Source organism: Cytobacillus sp. MT66 (assembly GCF_058792595.1).
In genome coordinates this window covers 216,781-237,257 of record NZ_JBXAFB010000005.1, presented here as the reverse complement: position 1 = coordinate 237,257, position 20,477 = coordinate 216,781, and the positions used below count along the sequence as shown (strand labels likewise).

The 20,477-nt window shown below is 42.6% G+C and carries 18 protein-coding genes; 5 read left to right on the top strand and 13 right to left on the bottom strand.

The features are described 5' to 3' along the window. Positions 1 to 30 precede the first annotated feature (30 nt). On the bottom strand, positions 31 to 828 hold the full coding sequence (locus AC1Q59_RS11495; protein WP_492365959.1) for a transporter substrate-binding domain-containing protein: 798 nt from the start codon (positions 826 to 828) through the stop codon (positions 31 to 33). A 234-nt stretch (positions 829 to 1,062) separates the two neighbouring features. Between AC1Q59_RS11495 and AC1Q59_RS11490 the strand changes: the two genes are divergently transcribed. Beyond that, the gene (locus AC1Q59_RS11490) at positions 1,063 to 1,737 is read left to right on the top strand and encodes a GntR family transcriptional regulator (RefSeq protein ID WP_492365958.1); all 675 of its coding nucleotides are present in this window, start codon (positions 1,063 to 1,065) and stop codon (positions 1,735 to 1,737) included. Positions 1,738 to 1,896: 159 nt separating this feature from the next. Here AC1Q59_RS11490 and AC1Q59_RS11485 read toward each other — a convergent pair whose 3' ends face one another. From AC1Q59_RS11485 to AC1Q59_RS11455, 7 genes are all read right to left on the bottom strand, one after another. Continuing rightward, a complete protein-coding gene (locus AC1Q59_RS11485; RefSeq protein ID WP_492365957.1) occupies positions 1,897 to 2,247 on the bottom strand; it encodes an Rpn/YhgA-type helix-turn-helix domain-containing protein in 351 nt (116 codons plus the stop codon). Between the two features lie 228 nt (positions 2,248 to 2,475). Beyond that, on the bottom strand, positions 2,476 to 3,261 hold the full coding sequence (locus AC1Q59_RS11480; RefSeq protein ID WP_492365956.1) for an SDR family NAD(P)-dependent oxidoreductase: 786 nt from the start codon (positions 3,259 to 3,261) through the stop codon (positions 2,476 to 2,478). Positions 3,262 to 3,284: 23 nt separating this feature from the next. Then, positions 3,285 to 4,448 (bottom strand): NAD(P)/FAD-dependent oxidoreductase, encoded by a 1,164-nt coding sequence (locus AC1Q59_RS11475; protein WP_492365955.1) that lies wholly within the window; start codon positions 4,446 to 4,448, stop codon positions 3,285 to 3,287. 31 nt (positions 4,449 to 4,479) lie between these two features. Next, positions 4,480 to 5,943: a sodium/proline symporter PutP gene (gene putP / locus AC1Q59_RS11470; protein WP_492366091.1), complete on the bottom strand. Its 1,464-nt coding sequence runs from the start codon at positions 5,941 to 5,943 to the stop codon at positions 4,480 to 4,482. A gap of 291 nt (positions 5,944 to 6,234) precedes the next feature. Beyond that, the gene (locus AC1Q59_RS11465) at positions 6,235 to 6,960 is read right to left on the bottom strand and encodes an NAD(P)H-dependent oxidoreductase (protein WP_492365954.1); all 726 of its coding nucleotides are present in this window, start codon (positions 6,958 to 6,960) and stop codon (positions 6,235 to 6,237) included. A gap of 133 nt (positions 6,961 to 7,093) precedes the next feature. Further along, positions 7,094 to 8,029, bottom strand: coding sequence for a hydroxyacid dehydrogenase (locus AC1Q59_RS11460; protein WP_492365953.1), 936 nt, complete (start codon positions 8,027 to 8,029; stop codon positions 7,094 to 7,096). A 104-nt stretch (positions 8,030 to 8,133) separates the two neighbouring features. Beyond that, positions 8,134 to 9,087 carry a pyridoxal-phosphate dependent enzyme gene (locus AC1Q59_RS11455; RefSeq protein ID WP_492365952.1) on the bottom strand — a complete coding sequence of 318 codons (954 nt, stop codon included), beginning with the start codon at positions 9,085 to 9,087 and terminating at the stop codon, positions 8,134 to 8,136. Positions 9,088 to 9,294: 207 nt separating this feature from the next. Here AC1Q59_RS11455 and AC1Q59_RS11450 point away from each other — a divergent pair, with 207 nt between their 5' ends. Next, positions 9,295 to 10,197: a LysR family transcriptional regulator gene (locus AC1Q59_RS11450; RefSeq protein ID WP_492365951.1), complete on the top strand. Its 903-nt coding sequence runs from the start codon at positions 9,295 to 9,297 to the stop codon at positions 10,195 to 10,197. Between the two features lie 888 nt (positions 10,198 to 11,085). Here the strand turns inward: AC1Q59_RS11450 and AC1Q59_RS11445 are convergent. The 3 genes from AC1Q59_RS11445 to AC1Q59_RS11435 form a co-directional block, all read right to left on the bottom strand. Then, positions 11,086 to 11,952, bottom strand: coding sequence for a 2-oxoacid:ferredoxin oxidoreductase subunit beta (locus AC1Q59_RS11445; protein WP_492365950.1), 867 nt, complete (start codon positions 11,950 to 11,952; stop codon positions 11,086 to 11,088). 15 nt (positions 11,953 to 11,967) lie between these two features. Then, entirely contained in the window at positions 11,968 to 13,728 is a 1,761-nt protein-coding gene (locus tag AC1Q59_RS11440; protein WP_492365949.1) for a 2-oxoacid:acceptor oxidoreductase subunit alpha, read from the bottom strand. Positions 13,729 to 14,225: 497 nt separating this feature from the next. Continuing rightward, positions 14,226 to 14,354, bottom strand: coding sequence for a hypothetical protein (locus tag AC1Q59_RS11435; protein WP_492365948.1), 129 nt, complete (start codon positions 14,352 to 14,354; stop codon positions 14,226 to 14,228). 490 nt (positions 14,355 to 14,844) lie between these two features. On the opposite strand from AC1Q59_RS11435, the gene proC reads away from it, so the two are divergent. Then, positions 14,845 to 15,678 (top strand): pyrroline-5-carboxylate reductase, encoded by an 834-nt coding sequence (gene proC, locus AC1Q59_RS11430; protein ID WP_492366090.1) that lies wholly within the window; start codon positions 14,845 to 14,847, stop codon positions 15,676 to 15,678. A 38-nt stretch (positions 15,679 to 15,716) separates the two neighbouring features. Here the strand turns inward: proC and AC1Q59_RS11425 are convergent, their stop codons facing one another. After that, positions 15,717 to 17,093 carry an acyclic terpene utilization AtuA family protein gene (locus AC1Q59_RS11425; RefSeq protein WP_492365947.1) on the bottom strand — a complete coding sequence of 459 codons (1,377 nt, stop codon included), beginning with the start codon at positions 17,091 to 17,093 and terminating at the stop codon, positions 15,717 to 15,719. Then, positions 17,094 to 17,459 carry an AtuA-related protein gene (locus tag AC1Q59_RS11420; RefSeq protein WP_492365946.1) on the bottom strand — a complete coding sequence of 122 codons (366 nt, stop codon included), beginning with the start codon at positions 17,457 to 17,459 and terminating at the stop codon, positions 17,094 to 17,096. Positions 17,460 to 18,191: 732 nt separating this feature from the next. Here AC1Q59_RS11420 and AC1Q59_RS11415 point away from each other — a divergent pair. Beyond that, positions 18,192 to 19,328, top strand: coding sequence for a glycosyltransferase family 2 protein (locus AC1Q59_RS11415; RefSeq protein ID WP_492365945.1), 1,137 nt, complete (start codon positions 18,192 to 18,194; stop codon positions 19,326 to 19,328). Positions 19,329 to 19,374: 46 nt separating this feature from the next. Next, positions 19,375 to 20,394 carry an NADPH dehydrogenase NamA gene (gene namA / locus AC1Q59_RS11410; RefSeq protein ID WP_492365944.1) on the top strand — a complete coding sequence of 340 codons (1,020 nt, stop codon included), beginning with the start codon at positions 19,375 to 19,377 and terminating at the stop codon, positions 20,392 to 20,394. Positions 20,395 to 20,477 lie beyond the last annotated feature (83 nt).

The window sequence follows — 20,477 nt, the reverse complement described above, 5'->3', positions numbered from 1 at the left end:
ATTTAAATCGATATTTTATAGATTGTGGATTTACAACTTGTTCTCTCCGAACCATTTTTTATAGATCTCATCATAGGTACCGTCTTCTTTCATTGCAGCTAATGCTTCATTTACTTTTTTCACAAAGTCTTCATTTCCCTTTTTGACAGCCATCCCAATTTCATCTTTATTTAATATGTCGCTTGTAATTTTGATAGGAAGATTATTCTCCTTAATGTTGTAGCCCATTAATAATTGATCATTGATAATAACATCTAATCTATTATTCTGCAGATCCTGGATATAATCACTTACGGCTTTATATAATTTAACATTTGCTCCTTCCACACTTCTGGCAACTTCTTCAAATGTTGTTCCTCCACCTACACCAACATTTTTCCCTTTAATATCCTCAAGCTTTGTTATATCATTTGTGTCCTCTCTAGTGACCAAGACAGATCCAGTTACAACATATGGGTCTGTAAAATCAACACTTTTTTTCCTTTCTTCCGTTACCGTCATTTGGCCGATAATAATATCAAATTTATCTGCCTTTACACCTCCGATAAGGCTATCCCACTTTGTTGCGATAAACTCAGCTTCTACTCCTAAGCGTTTCGCAAGTTCATTTGAAATGTCTACATCAAACCCTATATAATTCTTTTTATCGTCTACAAAGTTAAATGGCGGATAGGTTCCTTCAAATCCAACCTTTAAAACTTTTGATTCTTCAACTCTCTCCAAGACTGATTGACTTTTACTTCCACTTGTTTCAGAACTGCCGACACATCCTGCAATCATACTGATCAATAGAATGATAATAATAGACAAAAACAACTTTTTCCTCATGATTACAACCCCTTTAAAAGATTCTTTGGTAACGTTTACAATCGTTTAATCGTTAAGCTCCTCCCATTTTATTTTAAAAAGGCTCTGAAGAGTATTCATTGTTGTTCAAAATTGTACTACAATTATTCATAGTGTATACTAAGAGAAAATATTCTGTCAATATATTTAGAAAATTTAGAATGTATGTTCAAATTATGGCTTTCGATGGCACAATACAACGAAGGTGGAGAGTTTATGAAAAAGGATTCAGTAGAGCATCAAGTCTACACACATATTAAAACAGCTATTTTAGCCCGAAAATTAGCACCTGGGAAACAACTTATTGAAAATAGAATTTCTAATTCACTAAAAGTGAGTCGAACACCTATTCGTAATGCACTGAAAAATTTAGCTTTGGAAGGATTAGTAGATATGGTTCCGAATAAGGGGGCTTTTGTGACGAGTCCAACATTCAGTGAGATCATCCAAGCTTATGAACTTCGGGGAAAATTAGAGTTTATTGCAGCAAAGGAATCTATAAAGTATTTGACTGAAGAAGACTATTCGACTATTAAGGAAATCATCGAGAATGAAAAACTAGCTTTAGCCGATAAAAATTCGGAGATCTTTGTAAATGTAAATAAAGATTTTCATATGGCCATCACTAAAAAGTGCAACAATAAATTTTTAAACGAATTCATTGAAAGGCTCATTATACAAACGAATATTTATCTAATTCTTTATGATGAGTTTTTTAATAATAAGGAACAAGAACCTTATAGTCCGGATGAACATAGCCACATTATAAGCTTAATGGAACAAAAGAAGGTAACTGAACTAGAAATAGCCCTAGAAAATCATTTCAAGCATTCCATCAAAAGTATTGAAAATGGCTTTAACGACTATAAAGAATTAGATGAGATTTTTTAAAAACTTAGGGAGAAATAGAGCCGTCTTCTGTTTCCGAATCAGTAATTAATATTTAATATGTGACCTAACACCACTTGGGGTATTCAAGTTGTACACAAAAAGGCATCAGAATGAAACACTCATTCTGATGCCTTTTGTTAATTTTTGCATTAACAGATATTAATTTTTATCCTTTAACTTTTTAATCTCCTCTGCGGATAATCCTGTTAACCTACAGATTTCCTCTATGTCCATATTAATGTTCAATAAGTTTTTTGCAATTTCCAATTTACCTTCCAATTTGCCTTTTTCAAATCCTTCTTTACGATAATATCTCGCAAAAGAAGTATCCTCCAAAGAAAGCCCCATATTTGATTCCTCCTTTTCAATAATTGGCATAAATTCTTGTATTAACTTGTTGTCGTCTTCATCTGACAGCGTAATGATATTGTCAATAAATATGAATAGATTTTGGATATATTCTCGTTTTTTCTTTATACCTATTATTTTATCCTGTAAAAGCAATCTCATCAATTTACGCTTGTATTCATATTTACTATTAACATTCTTTTTGCTTTTTATTAAGATACAATCCGGCAAGGACAGCTAGTGCAAAGGGGTTTTGGGATTTAAGCAGAGCGGATTCTGATTGTGAGGAAATTTTGCAGGTAGTGTTGTGTAGGGTATATTTGTGCTGAGAAACACCTTTTAGAAAAAGAAAAATCCCTCCATATCAACTAGGAGGGATCTACAAATATTTTAATCGAACATTAACGGACGAGCAATTTTATTAATAGCCGCTCCATCCACCATCAGCGAATGGCCGCTAATGTAGGAGGCTTCATCTGAACACATGAACAGGGCTGCATTGGCAATATCATCTACGGTTCCAATCCGTCCTAATGGCTGGAAATCCAGGGTTTGTCTGAAACCCTCTTCCGGATCTTCTAAGCTGGCAAATGTTTGTTTCAGAAGCGGAGTATCCACCGTACTCGGGCAGACTGCATTTACGCGAATATTAAGCGGACCGCAATCCAATGACATTTGTCTTGTTAAGGCCGTTATTCCGCCTTTTGAAGCTGCATAGGCAGCTAAGCGGGTAATCGTTTTTTCCGCGTGCCAGGAAGCAATGTTGACAATGGCTCCACCGCCGCGCTTTTCCATTTCAGGAATAGAATATTTTGAGCATAAGAACGCACCAGTTAAATTGACGCCGATCACTCTCTGCCACTCTTCCAGGCTTGTGTCCTTTGCTGATTTTCGTACATTGACGGCAGCATTATTCACCAATAGATCAATGCCGCCAAATTTGTCAGCACCAGCTTGAATCATCGCGATTACCTGGTCCTCTTGGCTCACATCTGTTTTGACAAAAATGGCCTCAATATCCTCCTGTGCTAGCTGATCAACGACTTTTGTGCCTAATTCTTCATTGACATCTGCGAGGACAATTTTGGCCCCATTCCGGCCAAATGTGCGGGCAATCCCTTCGCCAATTCCCTGGCTGGCTCCTGTTACAATAGCTACTTTGTCTTTTAGTCTCATGTAAAATACCTCCTATATTTTCCTTATAACACTGCCTGTTCCAGTATTAACTCATTCTTGGCAAACCGTTCAATTGAAAGTGAAGATACATCAATTGATTGATATTTTCCTAAGGTGATAAGTTCCGCTAAGCACTTGCCGGCTGCCGGCGCCTGCTGGAAGCCATGTCCACTGAAACCGGTAATCGTGTAAAACCCTTCCATCTCGGGATGACCGCCGATAATCGCATTATGATCAATATAATTAAAATCATAGAGCCCTACCCACCCGCGCTCAAGCTTTAACTGTTCGAAGTTTGGACTTCTTTCAGCCAGTATCGGCCAAATATTCGTTTCAAACGAACCTTTTTCCAATGCAAATTCAAAGCTATCCGGCTGACTATGCGGCAGACCCGTAATAATCTTCGTTCCTTCATTTCGAAAATAAATGCCCGTTGGATCTATCGTTAGCGGAACCTTCTTAGCAAATTTGCGGGTAAGATCTAGACAGTATACCTGATAGCGAAACGGCCGGACTGGTATTTCTATGCCAATTGTTTTTCCCATTAAGCCTGACCAAGCTCCACTGGCATTCACGACAATAGGTGACTGATAGACCTCGCCTGATTCTGTTCTTATGCCGGTAATTTTCCTATTTTCTTCAAGGATAGATTGAACCGGTTCGTAAATATATTCGACTCCCAGGCTTTTGGCTTTTTTCACAAAGAATTGCAGGACAGTATAAGGATCCATGGTCCCTGCATCGGTGTCCATGACGGCACCGGTTAAGTCCCCAACATTTAATTCCGGTACAAGCCTTTTTACATCCTCAACCGAAAGCAGTTCCATATTTGCGCCTAATTGATTTTGAAACTCGGCATTTTCTCTATATTTCTGCATGTTTTCACTTGTTCCAAGATACAAGTATCCATGCTGATTAAAATGAATTTGCGGCTTTTCACCATTAACCTCCATATCCCTTTCAAAAGATTTGTAGAATTCTAGACTGTAACGGGATAATTGAATATTTACTTCTGTTGTAAAGGAGAGGCGAATTCCGCCTTCACTTCGCGGGGTTGAGGAATATTCATATATAGGATCCTTTTCAAAAATGGCGATGCTCCCAGTAAATCCATCATTTCGCAGATGGTAAGCCAGGCTGGAAGCCATGATCCCGCCGCCAACAATGATAATATCGTATTTTTTCAAGTAATCAGCCCCTTTCGATTTGCTTTTGCATTTACGTAATTTTCTCTCCAGTATCCTCCATTTCAATAGAATCGCTATTGCGATGATGCTGTTTAAATTGCTCAAACACGTCTGTTACCTCTTTATTTGGCGGTGACGTTAACAGACTGACCGCCCATACACCAATGAGACCGGCAATGAAGCCTGGAACCATCTCATACATATCGCTTGAAAGCCCCATTTTGACCCAAACAATAATCGTAATCGCCCCGGCTAGAATACCAGCGAGAGCCCCCCAGCGGTTCATCCGTTTCCAGAATAGTCCAAGGATAATCACAGGACCAAAGGCGGAGCCAAAACCTGCCCATGCATAGCCAACTAACGAAAGAATCGTTCCATTTTTCGTATAAGAAAGCGCAAGGGCAACAATTGATACGATAAGAACCGCAAGTCTTCCGACAATCAAAAGCTCTTTATTTGTGGCCGAGCGGCGGAAGAACGTTTTATACATATCGTCAGTTAAAGAGCTGGCGGTGACAAGAAGCTGGGAAGAAATCGTACTCATAATGGCCGCTAATAACGCCGCTAGCAGAAATCCGGTAATAATCGGATGGAAAAGAATTTCGCTCAATTTAATAAAAATCGTTTCAGGGTCGGAAATTTCCATGCCATTTTTTGTGTAATAAGCTAAGCCGAATAATCCGGTCATGATCGCACCCAGCAAAGAAAATATCATCCAGCCCATTCCAATTCGGCGGGCCTTCTTAATTTCTTTCACTGATGAAATCGCCATAAAACGGACAATGATATGCGGCTGGCCAAAATAGCCTAATCCCCATGCCATTAAAGAAACCATCCCTAAAAAGGTATTTCCGGTGATCATATCAAACATGCCAGGACCTGTGCTTTTCACTTGATCAATCGATGGCCCAATGCCGCCTACCGTCATAATGGTGACAACTGGAACAAGAATAAGAGCAATGAACATGATCAGTCCTTGAACAAAATCGGTCCAGCTTACGGCTAAAAATCCGCCAAATAACGTATAAGCAACCACAACAGCTGCAACAAGCCATAAGCCTGTATGGTAACTCATATTAAAGGTAGTCTCAAAAAGGACCCCGCCTGATACCATTCCAGCGGAAACATAAAAGGTAAAAAATACGATAATAACTATTCCTGAGGTAAGGCGGAGAATATTTGTTTTGTCGCCAAATCGGTTTTCCAGGAAAGCCGGGATTGTCATCGAATTGTCGGCCACTTCTGTATAGACCCTTAGCCGCGGGGCTACATATAGCCAATTCAAATAAGCACCAATAACTAAACTTACAGCAATCCAGGAGGCATTCAGCCCCGAAACATACAGCGCACCAGGCAGCCCCATCAGCAGCCAGCCGCTCATGTCCGATGCCCCAGCACTGAGTGCCGTTACAGCCGGGCCAATCGTTCTGCCCCCTAAAATGTAGTCAGAAAGATTGGACGTCCTTCTGTAGGCAATATAACCTAGGACCAGCATACCAACAACGTAAATCCCAATTGAAACAAGTACACCTGAATTCAAACTCATTCCTCCTTTAATCTTTTGGTTTAAAAATGGAAAGTATAAACATAGAAGCGACGTGTGGCAGTGTTTGTAAACGTTTGCAGGAATAGACAAGGAGTTGTTGTGGTTATTAGTATAGCTTTTCGCTTTTTGATAAGGTATGGTTAATTTGTACAAAAATATGAATATTTCTAATATTCTTTATAGTTATTTTCACTCAACGAAAAAAATCCCATTGACATAGAATGGGATTTCTGCAAAATGCTATTGATGATTCTGTCGATATTCTTCCTTTAATTGGTGGTTTTCGTCATAGTGTGAAGATGGATGATAAGGGATGGAGGGGATATCTGACAAATTATGCAGCCGATGCTTGAATTCCTCTAAATATTGCTCTCGGTCGTTGGCATCATGTGCCGGAGTCCAGGCAATGAACGGCTCGACCGGCTCCAAACCGGCAAAATAAAGCATACCATGATTAATGTGATAAAGAATTTTCTCATGAATATCGCCATCCATGCCATATGGAGTATAGGCATGCTTTGGTGAACCCGTTGTCGTAGAAAGCATGGCTTTTCTGCCTTTTAAACCTCCCGAATCATATCTCCCAATGCCTCTGCCATAGACAAAACCAGAAGCAAACACCCGGTCAAACCAGCCTTTTAAAATAGCTGGAACCGAATACCACCACAAAGGAAATTGGAAAATGACAAAATCAGCCCATAGCAATTTCTCTTGTTCCGCCCTAATATCCTCGGAGAAGCCATTTTCTTTTGCTGCATTTCTTTGTTCCATCTGGTATTTTAAAAAATTCTCGTCAAGAACGGTTTCGAAATCGCCGCGATCAGCAACGACTTTAAAATTCATTGCATATAAATCTGAAACCTTAACCAGATGTCCAAGCGCAGTCAATTCTGAAACAGCTAGATCCTTTAAAGCCCCATTGAAGGATTTTGGTTCTGGATGGGCATAGACGATCAAAACATTCATGAGCTCATCTCCTTTTTAGAATTTGGGTAATACATGAGCAGGTGACTTTGTAGCATTCAAAAATAAAAACATACCCCAATGACTGATTCCTTTTGAGTCATTGAGGTAACGTTCAATGTAAATGCTATTTTGTTTAGTTAAATACGCCTTCTCCAAGTAAATAACTCGCAACTTTTTTTGTTACGGTTTTTGCGATGTATTCCTGAGCCTCTTCGGTTCCCGCTCCAATATGCGGAGTGATAACCACATTATCGAAGTTTAATAGCTCCGATTGATAGGTGCCTCCTGTATATGGTTCATTTTCCACAACATCCATTGCGTAGGCTTTTAGTTTTTTCGATTTAAGAGCTTCTATGGCAGCTTTTTCAGAAACAATGCCGCCGCGTCCCATGTTAAGTAGAATGGCGCCATCCTTCATCAGCTGGAATTCTTCTTCTGAAATAAGATGGTGAGTTTCCTCTGTGATTGGACAGTGAATCGAAATGATATCAGCCTCTGTTAATAATTTTTCAAAGCTTACTAGACGCATATTCATGTGCGCCACATCTTTCGGATCGATATACGGGTCATAAGCAATGACATTCATGTCAAAAGCGTCCGCGATTTTCCCCACCCTTTTGCCGATTCTGCCAAATCCGATGGTGCCGATGGTTTTATTTTTCAGCTCAGATCCTGGGAACAGATGCTTGTTCCACCCGCCGCCTTTTACAAAATCGTTTGCTGGCGTGATTTTTCGCGCGACATTTAATAGCAGTGAAAATGTCAGCTCTGCCACCGCGTTTGTGCTGCCATCAGGCACATTGAACACAGGAATCCCCTTTGATTTTGCATAGGCGACATCAATATTATTAAGGCCAACACCGGCCATCCCAATGACCTTCAGGTTCGTCGCTGCATCAATCATTTCCTTATCCAAATCTATGGAAGCTCTTTGGATAATGGCATCATAGTCCTTGATTACTTCTAGCAAGCGTTCTTTGCCAGGATCGTACATTTCTGTCACGTCAAATTGTTCTTTGAGAAATTCAATGCCTGATTGATGAATTTTTTCGGTTATTATGATTTTCATTACTTGCCTCCATGTTATTGGTTTTAATAATATAATACCTTATTTTATTGTGAAAATTATAAATTTTATGAAAAGTAAACTAGTAATAATACAAGCAGATACATTCACTTGATTCCAGCAAACAACTTATCTGTCATTCGAACATCAAAATTACCACCGCTTAAAATCACCCCAATTCGCTTTCCTTCAATTGGAAAATGATGGTGAAATACGGGAGTCAGGCCAACCGCACCAGCTGGTTCAACAACTAGTTTTAGACGAGTCCATAGATAATACATCGTAGTTACAATGTCTTTATCACTGACTGTGATCATATCATCGACAAGTTCCCTAATGATTGAAAAAGTTTGATTCCCCAGATTCGTTCCTCTTATTCCATCTGCAACCGTTTGGGCATTATCCATTCGGTGAATGACACCGGTCTTAAAAGAACGAACAGCATAATCAGCCATTTCAGGTTGAACACCAATTACCTTGCACTTTGGAAGCAGATGTTTACTAGTGATTGCGCTTCCGCTAAGCAGTCCCCCGCCACTGCATTGGACAAAAAGATAATCCAGCTCTCCAGCCTCATCAATTAATTCCTTGGCAGCCGTTCCTTGTCCCGCTAGTACTTCCTCATGATCAAAAGGCGGGATAAACGTATAATCATGCTGAGCGATCAAGCGCTTGGTAATCTCTTCCCGTATCTCCTTTTCCCGATTATAGTAAACAATACGGGCTCCATAGGCCTCAGCGGCAGCAATCTTAACTGGCGATGTATCCGAGGGCACTACCACTGTTGCGGGAATATTATATAGTTTTCCTGTCAAGGCCACTGCCTGGGCATGATTTCCTGAAGAGTAGGTTATGATCCCTTTTTGGCGTATCTTCTCCGGCAATGAACTTACTGCGTTAAAGGCACCGCGAAATTTAAAGGCGCCCACTCGCTGAAGGTTTTCGCATTTTAAAAATATGTTATTTCGAGTGTGTTCATCAAGCAGACTTGAAGTAACTACTGGTGTCCTATGGGCTACGCCCTCTAACCGATTAGATGCTTCTAATACCTTTGTATACATCGAAAAAGCCTCCTGCCGATTTATTCTTTACCGCTAAAAATTACATTGTGTCATTTTCCTATATAAACATCGAGCTGCTATTCTAATAGTGTAATATGTCAGGCTTTATTGATATTAGGTTTTATTAATTCTATCAATCCTCTCAAATTGCTAATATTATCAATTTTCGATATAATATGACTATACTATTATAATGAGGTGAACCAATTGGATTCACTCTGGATTGAATCGTTCCTCGCGGTTGTGCGGCACGGCACTTTAACGGAGGCAGCCACTTCTCTTTTTTTATCACAATCCACCCTCAGTCACCGGATCATGCAGCTGGAAAAGGCTGTCGGCACAAACTTGATAGACCGCGGCCGAGGCATCAAGTCACTATCTTTGACACCTGCTGGGGAGGAGTTTTTAAAGCTTGCGCGAAAATGGGAAGAACTGATAAACGAAACGAAATTTATCCGGGATAGTACTAAGAAGGATAAACTGATTATTGGCTCTGTTGATAGTGTACATAATTTTCTGTTGCCGCCCGTTTACCGGTCGCTTATTTCTCATTCACAGGAGATAGAACTAGTCTTAAAAACATATATTGGATTTGAGCTCTATTCATTGATCGAGCAAGGCGAAATTGATATCGCTTTCGCCCTTTTTGAAAAACCGGTGCCCAATCTGATTGTGGAAAAATTTTATTCCGAACCGATGGTTGTGATTCGTAATGAAGATAAAGCCGATCATTCGTTTCGGCTAATAAAATTTCGTGATCTCGATCGGGCAAACGAACTGTATCATGAATGGAGCCCATCGTTTCGCACCTGGTATGAACGAAGCGGTGAAGGTATAGAATTTTCCGGTGTTCGGGTCGATTCTGCCGGGCTTATATTGACCCTTTTGGAAAATCCAGGGCGATGGTCGATTATTCCGATGTCGATGGCTAGAAAGTTTGCTGCCTTAGGCACCTATTCCTTATACAAATTGGAAGACTCCCCGCCGGATCGGGCCTATTATAAAATTCGCCAGCGATTTCCTCGCTCCAGTGCCGTTGAGAGTCTTGCGCTGCTGGAGTCGAAATTAAAACTTGTAAAAGAGCCTTTTGAAGGGCTTAATATGCAGTGATGGAGGCTGATTTTTGGCCTCCTTTTATATTTTTTAGCAGGGTATTAGATTGCTATCGTTCCCTCTGAGACTGATTTTTCCCGGGGATGGGAACGGTAGAGGGGCTTGCGTTACCTTCGCGAGTCGTTTTCATCGAGCTCGGGCACGATTCGCGGGCTTGCGTTACCTTCACCAATCGTTTTCATCGAACTCGGGCACGGTTCAGGGGCTTGCGTTACCTCCGCCTATCGTTTTCTTCGATCTTGGGCACGATTCGGGGGCTTGCGTTACCTTCATACACTATTTTCGTAGAGTTTGAGCATAATTCCACTCACTGATTTTTCATAGTATAAGGTGGTTCGGGGCAACGATTCCCTCAAACAACTATTTTCATTGCCTTTAGTCATCGTTCCACCCCATCAATTCCCTCAAACACCAATTTTCCCAGCACAAGGGCATCGTTCTACCCTATCAATCCCTACGGACACCAATTTTACCAGCACGAGGGCATCGTTCTACCCTATCGATTCCCTCAAACACCAATTTTCCCAGCACAAGGGCATCGTCCCACCCTATCAATTCCCTCAAACACCAAATTTCATAGCATGAGGGCATTGTTCTACCCTATCAATTCCCACGGACACCAATTTTCATAGCACGAGGGCATCGTTCTACCCTATCGATTCCCTCAAACACCAATTTTCCCAGCACAAGGGCATCGTCCCACCCTATTAATTCCCTCAAACACCAATTTTCCCAGCACAAGGGCATCGTTCCACCCCATCAATTCCCTCAAACACCAATTTTCCCAGCACAAGGGCATCGTTCCACCCCATCAATTCCCTCAAACAACAATTTCCATAGTTAAAGGGAATCGATCTAACCTCCTCGATTCCCTCCAGCATCTGCTTACATAAACTTCTGTACTAAACTCTGAACCTGCTCATTAGATAGCTTCAAATCTTGTTTAACTAAGTTCTCTTTTCCAGCTTTCCCTGGCAGGGATTCTACATAATCTTTGCGTTCGGCGCGATAGATTAAACCTGTGATGAATCCGCCTGTTTGCTCGACTCTGTCAAATGCCATGGAGCGGTTGCTAGAATCGTAGTTTGGATCATCGTCGACGTTTTGCAGGTTTTTCTTAAACCATTCAAAGGTAAAGATTTTGTTGAACGTAACGCATGGGCTGAAAATGTTGATAAACGAAAATCCTTTATGCTGCATGCCCTGCTCGATAAGTGACGTAATATGCTTAATATCCCCGGAGAATCCTTGTGCGATAAATCCGGCATTGGCTGCCAGTGCTACCTGCAGTGGTGATACTGGATTATCCGGATTTCCTTCTGGGCTTGATTTTGTGATAAATCCTTGCGGGCTTGTTGGCGACATTTGCCCTTTTGTCAAACCGTAGATTTGGTTATCCATAACAATATAGGTGATATCGACGTTCCGGCGGGCAGCATGGACAAAGTGGTTACCGCCGATGCCAAAGCCATCACCGTCTCCCCCGGCACAAACTACTGTGAGATCTTTGTTTGCCAGTTTTGTCCCTTGAGCAACGGCAAGAGCGCGACCGTGCATGGAGTGCATGCCATATACATTCAGATAGCCAGAAATTCTTCCGGAGCAGCCGATTCCTGATTGAAGGACAAAATTCTCCGGTTCGATGTTTAGATTAACAGCTGCTTTTTGGATAGCAGCCAACACGGAGAAGTCTCCGCAGCCCGGGCACCAGTTTGGTTTAATATCGACACGATAATCTTTTAATGTGACCATTTTTATCTCGACTCCTTATGAATGAATAGATACATTTGGAATTTCTAAGTCTTTATAGAAGGATGTAATATCTGATTTTGCAAAAGGCACGCCGCTGAATTTTAAGCAGCTGTGAAGCTTTTGATGGACATCCTTATGCTTCTTAATCAAGCTTGCCAGCTGGCCTGTTGAGTTTTGCTCGACAACGATCACCGTTGATGCTTCGTCAAGATAGTTGGTTAGAATATCCATTGGGAATGGATGAATCATGCGGATATGCGCATGGCCAACAGATACTCCAAGGGTCTCCAGATGCTTTCGTGCATCGCGAATCGCGCCGTATGTGGAGCCAAATCCAACGAGCAAGACGTCTGCTTTTTCTGCACCTTCATATTTAACCGCATCGTTTTGCGGGACAAACTCCAATTTGCGATCACGTTTATTCATCTGCTGAATCCGGTTGTCCGGATTTTCACTCGGATGTCCGGTTGGTCCGTGCTCGATTCCTGTTACATGGTGCATGCCTTTCTTTTGTCCAGGAATGCTTCGTGGGGTAATGCCATCTGCAGAAGGAGCAAACCTTTTATAAAAAGGTCCTTCCAAGCTTTGCAGCTCTTCCTCACTAATCATTTTTCCGCGGTTGATTTCAATTTGGCTAAAATCCGGAACCATGCATGATTGCTTTGAGGTAGCAATCATTAAGTCTGATGCAACAAATACAGGACATTGGAACATTTCTGCCAAATTAAAGGCTTTCGGCATATCCATCATGGCTTCTTCCACCGTACTTGGCGTTAAGACAATTCTTGGTGATTCACCGTGGGAACCAGAGATCATTGCATTCAAATCACTTTGTTCAATCTTAGTTGCCATCCCGCTGCTTGGACCTCCGCGCTGACAATCAACAATGACGATTGGAACCTCAGTCGCCCCAGCCAAGCCAATCGCTTCCTGCATTAAGGATAATCCTGGTCCTGCGGTCGCTGTCATGGCGCGAACACCTGTATATCCAGCACCAATGATCAATGCGGCTGATGCCAGCTCATCCTCTGCCTGAACTACCACTCCGCCGTATTCAGGTACTAATTTCATAAGGTTTTCTAAGATCTCAGATGCAGGTGTGATCGGGTAACCTGCCATGAAGCGGCATCCGCCTAAAATTGCACCGAGGGCAATCGCATCATTGCCTGACAGGAACATGCGATTTCCAGTTTCAGGCTGTTCAAGCGAGAATTTAGCTGCTGTGATGGCCTGTAAATCCTCATGACCTTTACGGAACGCCAAAATATTTTTTTCCACAATCGCTTTGCCTTTATTCTCAAACTGCTCGATGATGGCGGTTTCAAATACCTCTAAAGGCTGATCCAATAGGGCTGCAGCCGCCCCAACAGCGACAATATTCTTCATCAGCTTGCTGCCAATTTCTCCTGCGATATCAGTAAAGGCCATTTCGTGTGCTTGAATACCTTGGCGCAGCTCAATATCTTTCATCGGAACTGTTTTTGGATCATAAAGAATGATACCGTTATCCACAAGCTCATGCTGGTGGAGCTCAATCGTTTCCCTGTCAAAAGCAAACAGGATATGAACCTGCTCAGAAGTGGTATAGACCCTCTCCTTGCTGATTCGCAGATTAAAATCTGTATGTCCGCCCTTAATGCGCGATGAAAAGTTTCTGGCACCAAATAAAAAATAACCCGTACGCCCCATCGTCTTCGCTAAAATTTCACCAACACTCTCAATTCCTTCGCCTTGCTGACCACCGATAATGCATGACAACTCAAAATGCTGACTCATCTTCCACCCTCCAAATTAATGCCATTATTTAGTTTAATGATAGTAATGTTTAGATTTTTTGTAAAATTCAATAATTTGTGGAATAAAATCGATGAGGTTGATTTTTGGGTCATATGGGTCATGTTTTTGCATTTTTTGAAAGTTACAAGTGGTGTTTGCGTGTGGGGTATAATGAGGATGATGACAGGATCGTGGAGATATGAGAATTCATAAACAGAGAGTTTCCTGCTAATGTATATAGTGGACGCTAAAAGCGCAGAAATAAGAGAAGATACTCCGATTAACTGTTCTAAATAAGACAGAAATCAAAGATTTGGATATATAACCGGAAAAACCTCCTTTATTTTTGGGAAAATATAAGTATTTTTAAATTTAAACGGATTTTTCCCGTCTATTTTTCAGGGACAATAAAATCAATAAGAGCTTTTAAAAACAAAAATAGCACTCCAATAGGGTGCTAAGGTTCGGGTGTATTGAAAATAAATTATGGCTGGGGACTAGAGAACTCCCCACTCCATCATTTGTACATATTCCTCAGTGGATGGGAGCCATTCTTGTTCGATTTCTTCTTCTTTTTTTTCACGTAGTTTCGGATCGGTTTCTGATGTGTGTCGTTTTTCTGCCATCGGTCACGCCTCCTTTATATATATTCTATCCAAGTTTTCTCTAGAAATCTCTTAAATCCAAGGATTGTTAAAAAATGTTCAAATTTGGTTTCGTAAATATTCTGTATTTTTCAACAAACACCCCTTGACAAACAGCCTTGTCCTCGTCCATAATCACTATTAATATCTTTCGAAAATTCTGGGCAGTTCCCAGAGAACATCGTGAAAAGGCAATGAATAGGGCCAGTAAATGGAAAACGGCGAAAGAGAGTGAGGCTCACCGGCTGAAAGGCTTCACCGTCCACTTGACCATTGAACCTACCTTATGAGCAGTTAGGCAAACCTAAACGTACATCCGGCGTTAACGGAGCAGAGATACCTTTTTCCAGTATATGGTGAAGGTAATGAAGGTGGTACCGCGAAGCATAGTCCTTTCGTCCTTTTTAGTGGATGAAAGGGCTTTTTTATTTATATGGCGATATGCAGATAGCGAATAAAAGGAGGCAACATGATGAAAAAGATGGCATTTATTGGAGCTGGATCGATGGCAGAAGCCTTAATTTCTGGAATTGTTGAAAATCAAATCATAAGCAGTGAAAATATTTGGGTCACTAATCGTCAAGATCAGGATAAATTAACGGAGCTGCATAATCGCTATGGCGTGCAGACAACGTATGATTTGGAAGAATTTTTTCAAGGAGCGGATATTGTCTTTTTGGCTATGAAACCAAAGGATGCGACTGACGGAATTTCTCGGATAAAGGAATATTTAACAAAGGATATGCTAGTTATCTCTGTTTTGGCTGGGGTGGCGATCGACAGCATTGAACGCTTAGCTGAAAAATCGCTGGCTGTTATCCGTGCGATGCCAAATACTTCAGCAGCAGTCGGAAAATCGGCGACTGCGTTGGCATTAAATGATCAGGTATCGGAAGAACAAAAGAAGCTTGGCCGCAAAATATTCGATACAGTTGGGCTGACGGCAATCGTGAAGGAAGAGCAGCTGGATGCGGTGACTGGCTTATCAGGCAGCGGTCCTGCCTATATCTACTATCTCGCTGAAGCTATGGAAAGAAGTGCAGCTGACATCGGTCTGGAAAAAGATGTGGCCAAAGGACTGATTGTGCAGACATTGCTTGGAGCCGCGGAAATGCTGTCAAAATCGCCAAAAGAACCGCAGCAATTACGAAAAGAAGTGACAAGCCCAGGCGGAACGACAGAGGCCGGCATTAAAGTCCTTGATTCCTATGGTGTGCAAAATGCGTTTGTGGACTGCATTAAAGAAGCAACGGAGCAATCAAAACGGCTTGGCAAAGCATTTGGAGCTGAGATGAAGGTATTGTAAGAATAATACTGGGGGCTTTTTTAGCAGCCCCCCTCGCCTTATTGAGTAATCGAGCTTTTTAAATCGATTATTGTTACTTCATATGGAACATCTTTCTTTGGAACTAGGGCAGAGTTTAATCCAATAATCGGACGGACCCGGGAGCCGCCGATGGATCCCCATTTTCCTGTACCAGCCGGACCGTTGACAGCCAGAGGATCAATCGCTATCCGTAATTTTTCAGCTTCTTCTTTTGTCTCCGTTTTAATAGCCATTCGCAGAATGACCTCGTACGGTATATGGCCAGAAGCTGGTGATGATTCCCGATGAATCGCATTTAAGCCCAAATAATCCATTCGAATTTCACTTGCGTTCAGATTAAGCTTTTTAAAACTTTCATTTAATATGGTTTTGGTCAGCTCCGCCCGCTCCATCGCGCCAGGGCCTGCAAAGACCGCCATTTCCTCGGCCATATAGCCTTCTTTTAAACCGATTAGAGCTTTGTAAGTATCCGTTTCAGGCAAACCTGCTCCATCAACAATGATTACTTCTACCTTATCCTTTTCCACTTGCTGGAAAGATACCTTTGTTAAATCCGCCACGACATCAGGCAAATAATAGCGTGATGGATCCTGAATCTCGTAAAGAAGCTGTTCCTTGCAGGTTTCTGTGGAAACCACGCCGCCCTTATGTGGATTTTTCGTGATAAAAATTTGGTCTTCTGTCACTTCAGCAATAGGGTTGCCGACATCATGCAAGTCGGGCACATCCTTATAGCCTGGATCGGCAAAATACCCGCCAGATACTTGCGCACCGCATTCCATCAAATGTCCGATTATCATCCCTTTGGCGATGGCATCATAGTCTGAAAAATCCCATTTGAATTCATAAGCTAGCGGTCCTAGATACACACAGCCATCACCGACCCGAGTGGTGATTACGATATCCGCTCCCGCTTCAAGTGCCTCTACAATCCCCTTTGCCCCTAGATACACTTCAGCCGAAACGATTTTGTCCCGGCAGCTGCTTATTGGCTCCCCGTTTTCCATAAAGTCTAATCCCATGTCGGCAATGGTTTCTGTTAAAATGCCCCCGCTGACGGCAGCCACCTTTAAATCATGAAGGCCCATTTTCTTTGCGATCTCTGCCACCTTTTGCGCAGCACCCACTGGATCCAGCCATCCGGAATTTGTGATGATTTTTATCCCTTTTTCGTGGCATGATTTTAAAATCGGGGTCATTCGGCTCTCCAAGTATGGGTCATAGCCGGGCAGATTGGGCTTTTCTATTTTGCTGACCTGAGCCGCACTCATAGTGATTTCAGACATGGAATCAAAGCATAAATAATTGATGTTTCCGTGTTCCACCAAATCCTCTGCCGCATCAAACTTGTCTCTTGACCATCCGGTGGCTGCGCCGAGTCTGATTGTTTTCATTTAGTTCGCTCCTTTCAGTGATTGCATTTTTGCCGATCTGGTGATGTATGTATCGGAAACCTCAATATCCATGGTTAACATTAAAGAGGATAATGCCTTCCCTGACTCATCAAAGGCTAGCGTCCGTGAGCGTCCCCCTTCAAGGATGCCGTGCAGCACGAAGTTTAGGGCACCGATTCTTGGTACCTCATAGCGGATGATGTCCCCTTTCGTTATCGGACCATAAAGCTTGCGGACAGCTTCAACGGTGACCTGATTTTTAAGAATTTCGTAGTCTTCTTCGTTGTAGGCGATTACGGAGATATTGGACAAATCGCCTTTCTCTCCGGATCTTGCATGGGCAACTTCTCTTAATTTGACGAGCATTTTTTGTTACCTCCTTTGTCTCTAATAAATTTTCTGTATTTTCTAATAATAACAGTAATTATGTTATTTTTGTAGGAATTCATTTGGACTTTTTCTGACAAGGGCTTGGTTTTGGAGTTTGGCCTGGTGATGGGATACAATTTGATTAATGGATTGGTCTGAGGAAGGTTATTCGAGGGCTTATCCCGTTTGGAGAATTAAGGGAATTTATCTAAAGAGGGGTTTTGTGGGGGTGCTTTGGACTCTTGGCCCCGTTTTTCTGCGGCGGCTGTCCGGAGTTGGTGTTGCTTCGGACTCTCGGTTCCGTTTTTCTGCGGCGACTGTCCGAAGTTGGTGTTTCTCCAGACTCTCGGCCCGTTTTTTCTGTGATGACTGTCTGAAGTTGGTGTAGCTTCGGACTCTCGACACCGTTTTTCTGTGATCGCTGTCCGAAGTTGGTGGTGCTTCGGACTCTCAGCACTGTTTTTCTACGATGGCTGTCTGAAGTTGGTGGTGCTTCGGACTCTCAGCACCGTTTTTCCGTGATCGCTGTCCAAAGTTGGAGGTGCTTCGGACTCTCGGTTCCGTTTTTCTGCAGCGGCTGTCCGAAGTTGGTGTTGCTTCAGACTCATAGCACCGTTTTTCTACGGCGGCTGTCCGAAGTTGGTGGTGCTTCGGACTCGCTTTCATCATTATTTTCCTGCGGTTACACAAACGGCTTTTCAAGGAGACCTTAGAAAGGGGGCGCCCTGCTTGCTTATCACTATTTTACTTATACTCTCTTTGCTCGTTTGGGCCGGGATCTTCGTTGACTCCTTTGTCGGTTTAAAAACTGTACACCGGCTTGAAGATGAAGCCCCGCTTTCAGAGGGCCCGCTTGTTTCGATTATTGTTGCGGCCAGGAATGAGGAAAAGGATATTGAGAGAAGTGTGCTCAGCCAATTAAAGCAAACCTATTCCAATATCGAGTGGATTCTGGTCAATGACCGCTCCACTGACCGTACTGGGCAAATCATGGACCATCTTAAAAAACTGGATCCGCGGGTTAATGTTATTCATATCAGCACCCTGCCAGATGGCTGGCTTGGGAAGAACCATGCACTGTATAATGGTGCACAGCATGCTTCTGGTGAGCTGCTGCTTTTTACAGATGCGGATGTTCTTTTTCAAAAAGACGCCGTCGGCAAGGCTGTCCGTTATTTTATCAGAAATAAGCTTGACCATTTGACGGCAGCACCGAATTTACATGGAAAAAGCTTTTGGCTGCGCACGTTTGTCTCCTTTTTCTTATTTGGGTTTTCCTATTTTAAGCGGCCGTGGATGGCGAACCGGCCACACTCGAAAATTGGAACGGGGATCGGTGCGTTTAATATGATTTCCAAGGAAGCCTACGCGAGGTTCGGGACTCATGAAAGTATTAAAATGCGGCCCGACGATGATCTCATGCTTGGCATGAAAATTAAGCAGATGGGTATGCAGCAGCGGATTGTCACTGCTATGGAGCTTCTGGAGGTTGAGTGGTACGGCAATCTGAAGGAAGCTCTTGTGGGGCTGGAGAAAAATACATTTGCCGGGCTGCATTACCGGATTAGCATGGTGCTGTTTGCCATTGCTGGTGTCTTTATTTCGCAGGTGCTTCCCTTTTTCACCGTGTTTTCGGCACATTGGACCATTCTTAGTCTTGGAAACATTATTCTGATTGCCATTATTTATACAATGATTATTAAAAGAATGACCACTTATTCACCGCTGCTTTTTCTCGTATTTCCGATTACTGCGCTGATTTTTATCTATTCCATCATTCGTGCGAGCTTCTTGACCTACCGCCGAGGGGGCATCGTTTGGCGGGGAACAAAGTATCGTTTGAGCGAATTGCGTGAGAAGGATTAGCAGATTTTGGTATACTATCAAATAGAACGAAAAAGGAGGATTTAATATGGAAGCGAAGCTGTTTACCCCTTTTACCATTAAAAATGTTACTTTAAAAAATCGGATTGTGATGTCGCCGATGTGCATGTATTCCTGTGATCAGGAGGATGGCATGGTCACCAATTGGCATCGGACTCATTATACGAGCCGTGCAGTTGGCCAGGTTGGACTGATTATTGTTGAAGCCACTGCCGTTACCCCACAGGGCCGGATTTCGCCAAATGATCTTGGCATTTGGAGCGATGATCATATTGCGGGCTTGCAGGAACTTACCAGTCTAATGAAGGAACACGGAGCCGTTCCAGGCATTCAGATTGCCCATGCAGGCAGAAAAGCCGTTCTTGAAGGTGAAATCATTGCCCCTTCTGCGATTCCTTTTAATGAAGAATCGAAAACGCCGAAGGAAATGACAATTGAAGATATTAAGGCAACGGTTGAAGCGTTTAAGCAAGGTGTCGAAAGAGCGAGAAAGGCTGGCTTTGAGGTCATTGAACTTCATGGTGCACATGGCTATTTAATTAATGAGTTTTTATCCCCGCTTTCCAATAAGCGTACAGATGAATACGGCGGTTGTGCGGAAAATCGCTATCGCATTTTGCGCGAGGTTATTGACGCTGTGAAAACAGTCTGGGACGGCCCGCTGTTTGTGCGGATTTCAGCCAATGATTATATGGAAGAAGGCATGAGTGTAGAGGATTATGTGCAAATGGCGCGTTGGATGAAGGAACAGGGCGTCGACCTTATCGATTGCAGCTCGGGCGGTGTGGCTCTTGCTAGAATCAATACATACCCAGGCTACCAGGTAAACTATGCTGAAAAAATCAAACATGAGGCTGATATTCCTACAGGTGCAGTTGGCTTGATTACGAACCCGCTCCATGCCGAGGAAATTTTGCAAAACGACCGGGCGGATCTCATCTTGCTTGCACGCGAGCTTCTTCGTGACCCTTACTGGCCGCGGACAGCTGCAAAAGAGCTTGGTGTGAAAATTGCCGGGCCTAAGCAGTATGAGCGTGGTTGGGTTTAATTTTTGGAAAGAAATGTCTTTCAGAGTTTTTCTGAGGGACATTTCTTTTTTTCATATGGCCTAGATTGTCCTTCATTAACCTT